Raw genomic sequence first — 5367 nt, 5'->3', positions numbered from 1 at the left:
GTAAAGATGTCCGGCGGTGACCTACTCTCCCACACCCTCACGAGTGCAGTACCATCGGCGCTGGAGAGCTTAGCTACCGGGTTCGGAATGTAACCGGGCGTTTCCCCTCCGCCATAACCGCCGTAACCCTAAAAGCAAAACCAAACACACACAGGTGTTCGTTTGCCCAGAATCACACAGTGGACGCGTACATCTTCGAAGTCAAGTCCTCGGCCTATTAGTACCGGTCAACTGAACCAGTTACCTGGCTTACATCTCCGGCCTATCAACCCAGTCATCTACTGGGAGCCTTACCCCACAAAGTGGGTGGGACACCTCATCTTGAAGCGAGCTTCCCGCTTAGATGCTTTCAGCGGTTATCCCTTCCGAACGTAGCCAACCAGCCGTGCCCCTGGCGGGACAACTGGCACACCAGAGGTTCGTCCGTCCCGGTCCTCTCGTACTAGGGACAGCCCTTCTCAAGTATCCTACGCGCGCGGCGGATAGGGACCGAACTGTCTCACGACGTTCTAAACCCAGCTCGCGTACCGCTTTAATGGGCGAACAGCCCAACCCTTGGGACCTGCTACAGCCCCAGGATGCGACGAGCCGACATCGAGGTGCCAAACCATCCCGTCGATATGGACTCTTGGGGAAGATCAGCCTGTTATCCCCGGGGTACCTTTTATCCGTTGAGCGACACCGCTTCCACTCGCAAGTGCCGGATCACTAGTCCCGACTTTCGTCCCTGCTCGACCTGTCAGTCTCACAGTCAAGCTCCCTTGTGCACTTACACTCAACACCTGATTGCCAACCAGGATGAGGGAACCTTTGGGCGCCTCCGTTACTCTTTAGGAGGCAACCGCCCCAGTTAAACTACCCACCAGACACTGTCCCTGAACCGGATCACGGTCCGAAGTTAGAAACCCAAATCAACCAGAGTGGTATTTCAACATTGACTCCACCGATACTGGCGTACCAGCTTCACAGTCTCCCACCTATCCTACACAAGTTAATTCGAGTACCAATGTCAAGCTATAGTAAAGGTCCCGGGGTCTTTCCGTCCTGCCGCGCGTAACGAGCATCTTTACTCGTACTGCAATTTCGCCGGGCCTGTGGTTGAGACAGTAGGAAAGTCGTTACGCCATTCGTGCAGGTCGGAACTTACCCGACAAGGAATTTCGCTACCTTAGGATGGTTATAGTTACCACCGCCGTTTACTGGCGCTTAAGTTCTCAGCTTCGCCCCGAAGAGCTAACCGGTCCCCTTAACGTTCCAGCACCGGGCAGGCGTCAGTCCATATACATCGAATTACTTCTTCGCATGGACCTGTGTTTTTAGTAAACAGTCGCTTTCCCCTGGTCTCTGCGGCCATACAACGCTCCACCCGCAAGGGGCTTCACGTCTCCGGCCCCCCTTCTCCCTAAGTTACGGGGGCAATTTGCCGAGTTCCTTAACCACAGTTCGCCCGATCGCCTCGGTATTCTCTACCTGACCACCTGTGTCGGTTTGGGGTACGGGCCGCTAGAAGCTCGCTAGAGGCTTTTCTCGGCAGCATAGGATCACTGACTTCACCTGGATCGGCTCGGCATCACGTCTCAGCCTCATGCACCACGGATTTACCTATGGTACGGCCTACACGCTTACCCCGGCACAACCACCGGCCGGGATCAGCTACCTTCCTGCGTCACCCCATCGCTTGACTACTACCCGCCAGGTTCCCGCGCTCCCCCAGATCAGTCCGAAGACCTCACCAGGATCGGGCAGTTAGCACAACGAAGTTCATCATGGGCGCTCCTTCGCGGGTACGGGAATATCAACCCGTTGTCCATCGACTACGCCTCTCGGCCTCGCCTTAGGTCCCGACTCACCCAGGGCGGATTAGCCTGGCCCTGGAACCCTTGGTCATCCGGCGGAAGGGTTTCTCACCCTTCTTTCGCTACTCATGCCTGCATTCTCACTCGTGCCGCGTCCACAGCTGGGTCACCCCGCTGCTTCACCCCCGGCACGACGCTCCCCTACCCATCCACACACCTGCACCAACCCCCAAAGGGATCAGCGAAGTACACGCGTGAATGCCACAGCTTCGGCGGTGTGCTTGAGCCCCGCTACATTGTCGGCGCGGAACCACTTGACCAGTGAGCTATTACGCACTCTTTAAAGGGTGGCTGCTTCTAAGCCAACCTCCTGGTTGTCTAAGCGACCCCACATCCTTTTCCACTTAGCACACGCTTAGGGGCCTTAGCTGGCGATCTGGGCTGTTTCCCTCTCGACTACGAAGCTTATCCCCCGCAGTCTCACTGCCGCGCTCTCACTTACCGGCATTCGGAGTTTAGCTGATTTCGGTAAGCTTGTGGGCCCCCTAGACCATCCAGTGCTCTACCTCCGGCAAGAAACACGCGACGCTGCACCTAAATGCATTTCGGGGAGAACCAGCTATCACGGAGTTTGATTGGCCTTTCACCCCTAACCACAGGTCATCCCCCAACTTTTCAACGTTGGTGGGTTCGGCCCTCCACGCGGTCTTACCCGCGCTTCAGCCTGCCCATGGCTAGATCACTCCGCTTCGGGTCTAGAACATGCGACTCAACGCCCTATTAAGACTCGCTTTCGCTACGGCTACCCCACACGGGTTAACCTCGCCACATGCCACTAACTCGCAGGCTCATTCTTCAAAAGGCACGCCGTCACCCCTAAAGGCTCCGACGGATTGTAGGCGAACGGTTTCAGGTACTATTTCACTCCCCTCCCGGGGTACTTTTCACCATTCCCTCACGGTACTTGTCCGCTATCGGTCACTAGGAAGTATTTAGGCTTACCAGGTGGTCCTGGCAGATTCACGGCAGATTTCAGGGGTCCGCCGCTACTCGGGAACATCCACAGAAGACCAGTCACTTTAACCTACCGGACTATCACCGACTACGGTTGGCTTTTCCACACCATTCGGCTAGCAACAGGTTTTATAACTTCTCGACCAGATGTCAGTCTGATCAGCAGAGTCCCACAACCCCGACCACGCAACCCCTGACAGGTATCACACGCAGCCGGTTTAGCCTCATCCGCTTTCGCTCGCCACTACTCACGGAATCACTGTTGTTTTCTCTTCCTGCGGGTACTGAGATGTTTCACTTCCCCGCGTTCCCTCCACACACCCTATGAGTTCAGGTGCAGGTGACACCACATGACTGGTGCCAGGTTTCCCCATTCGGACACCCTGGGATCACAGCTTGGTTGACAGCTCCCCCAGGCCTATCGCGGCCTCCCACGTCCTTCATCGGCTCCTAGTGCCAAGGCATCCACCGTTCGCCCTTGACAACTTGACCACAAAGATGCTCGCGTCCACTGTGTAATTCTCAACAAACGACCAACCCACAAACCCAACAGCCCCACACCAGCACCACCAAAAAGCAGCCGGTATGCGAGACCAGGCCGTGCCTGGCACACCAAGACAACAACCCACACCGTGGCTTGTTCCCTCAGGACCCAACAGGATGCTCACCATTCACACCAGCCGCACCAACACCACTCTCCACACCCAACCCGAAAGAAGGGCAGTACCAGCAGCATCAGCCGTTGCCGACACAAACTCACCAGTGTCTCCGCCAATTGAGCACCCCCACCCCACACTCGGGGATGGCAGGCTCCCTACCCGACCTTCGCCGGGAGAGCGCTCCTTAGAAAGGAGGTGATCCAGCCGCACCTTCCGGTACGGCTACCTTGTTACGACTTCGTCCCAATCGCCAGCCCCACCTTCGACAGCTCCCTCCCACAAGGGGTTGGGCCACCGGCTTCGGGTGTTGCCGACTTTCGTGACGTGACGGGCGGTGTGTACAAGGCCCGGGAACGTATTCACCGCAGCGTTGCTGATCTGCGATTACTAGCGACTCCGACTTCACGGGGTCGAGTTGCAGACCCCGATCCGAACTGAGACCGGCTTTTTGGGATTCGCTCCACCTTACGGTATCGCAGCCCATTGTACCGGCCATTGTAGCATGCGTGAAGCCCTGGACATAAGGGGCATGATGACTTGACGTCATCCCCACCTTCCTCCGAGTTGACCCCGGCAGTCTTCGATGAGTCCCCGCCATAACGCGCTGGCAACATCGAACGAGGGTTGCGCTCGTTGCGGGACTTAACCCAACATCTCACGACACGAGCTGACGACAGCCATGCACCACCTGTGACCGCCCCCGAAGGACCCTACATCTCTGCAGGTTTTGCGGCCATGTCAAACCCAGGTAAGGTTCTTCGCGTTGCATCGAATTAATCCGCATGCTCCGCCGCTTGTGCGGGCCCCCGTCAATTCCTTTGAGTTTTAGCCTTGCGGCCGTACTCCCCAGGCGGGGCGCTTAATGCGTTAGCTGCGGCACAGAGAACCGGAGAGGTCCCCCACACCTAGCGCCCAACGTTTACAGCGTGGACTACCAGGGTATCTAATCCTGTTCGCTCCCCACGCTTTCGCTCCTCAGCGTCAGTATCGGCCCAGAGACCCGCCTTCGCCACCGGTGTTCCTCCTGATATCTGCGCATTTCACCGCTACACCAGGAATTCCAGTCTCCCCTACCGAACTCTAGCCTGCCCGTATCGACTGCAAGCCCACAGTTGAGCTGTGGGTTTTCACAGTCGACGCGACAAGCCGCCTACGAGCTCTTTACGCCCAATAAATCCGGACAACGCTCGCGCCCTACGTCTTACCGCGGCTGCTGGCACGTAGTTGGCCGGCGCTTCTTCTGCAGGTACCGTCACTTGCGCTTCGTCCCTGCTGAAAGAGGTTTACAACCCGAAGGCCGTCATCCCTCACGCGGCGTCGCTGCATCAGGCTTCCGCCCATTGTGCAATATTCCCCACTGCTGCCTCCCGTAGGAGTCTGGGCCGTGTCTCAGTCCCAGTGTGGCCGGTCGCCCTCTCAGGCCGGCTACCCGTCGTCGCCTTGGTAGGCCATTACCCCACCAACAAGCTGATAGGCCGCGAGCCCATCCCAAGCCGAAAAACTTTCCACACACCACCATGCGGCAGCATGTAATATTCGGTATTAGCCCCGGTTTCCCGGGGTTATCCCAAAGCCTGGGGCAGATTGCTCACGTGTTACTCACCCGTTCGCCGCTCGAGTACCCCGAAGGGCCTTTCCGCTCGACTTGCATGTGTTAAGCACGCCGCCAGCGTTCGTCCTGAGCCAGGATCAAACTCTCCAACAAAATTTAGAGAATCAAACCCGGCATATAAAATGCCAAGGAATCACCAACCAGAAAACCACCACCGAAGCAGTAGCAAACCAGCCGGGAACCAAACAAACTTTGGCACTGGCTTATCAAGCACCCTGTTGAGTTCTCAAAGAACAAACACACACCAGCAGAACCACCCACAACAAGCAGGCAACCCCACCAGGGC

1 protein-coding gene and 3 rRNA genes are annotated in these 5367 nt (G+C 57.1%); all 4 read right to left on the bottom strand.

What is annotated here, in order from left to right; translation table 11 throughout:
• Positions 1–8: 8 nt before the first annotated feature.
• Positions 9–125: ribosomal RNA gene (gene rrf, locus ACFHVL_RS30675) — 5S ribosomal RNA — on the bottom strand.
• Positions 126–197: 72 nt separating this feature from the next.
• Positions 198–3302, bottom strand: a 23S ribosomal RNA gene (locus ACFHVL_RS30670).
• Between the two features lie 355 nt (positions 3303–3657).
• Positions 3658–5174 (bottom strand): 16S ribosomal RNA (locus ACFHVL_RS30665).
• The 16S, 23S and 5S rRNA genes sit together here, the layout of an rRNA operon.
• 3 nt (positions 5175–5177) lie before the next feature.
• A partial coding sequence (locus tag ACFHVL_RS30660) for a hypothetical protein (RefSeq protein ID WP_416632088.1) occupies positions 5178–5367 on the bottom strand: 190 nt, incomplete at its 5' end.

Origin of the sequence: Micromonospora sp. LOL_023 (genome assembly GCF_048060115.1) — a bacterium.
Lineage (GTDB): Bacteria > Actinomycetota > Actinomycetes > Mycobacteriales > Micromonosporaceae > Micromonospora_E.
The sequence above is the reverse complement of the archived record's forward strand: the minus strand, read 5'-3'. Positions and strand labels throughout refer to the sequence as shown.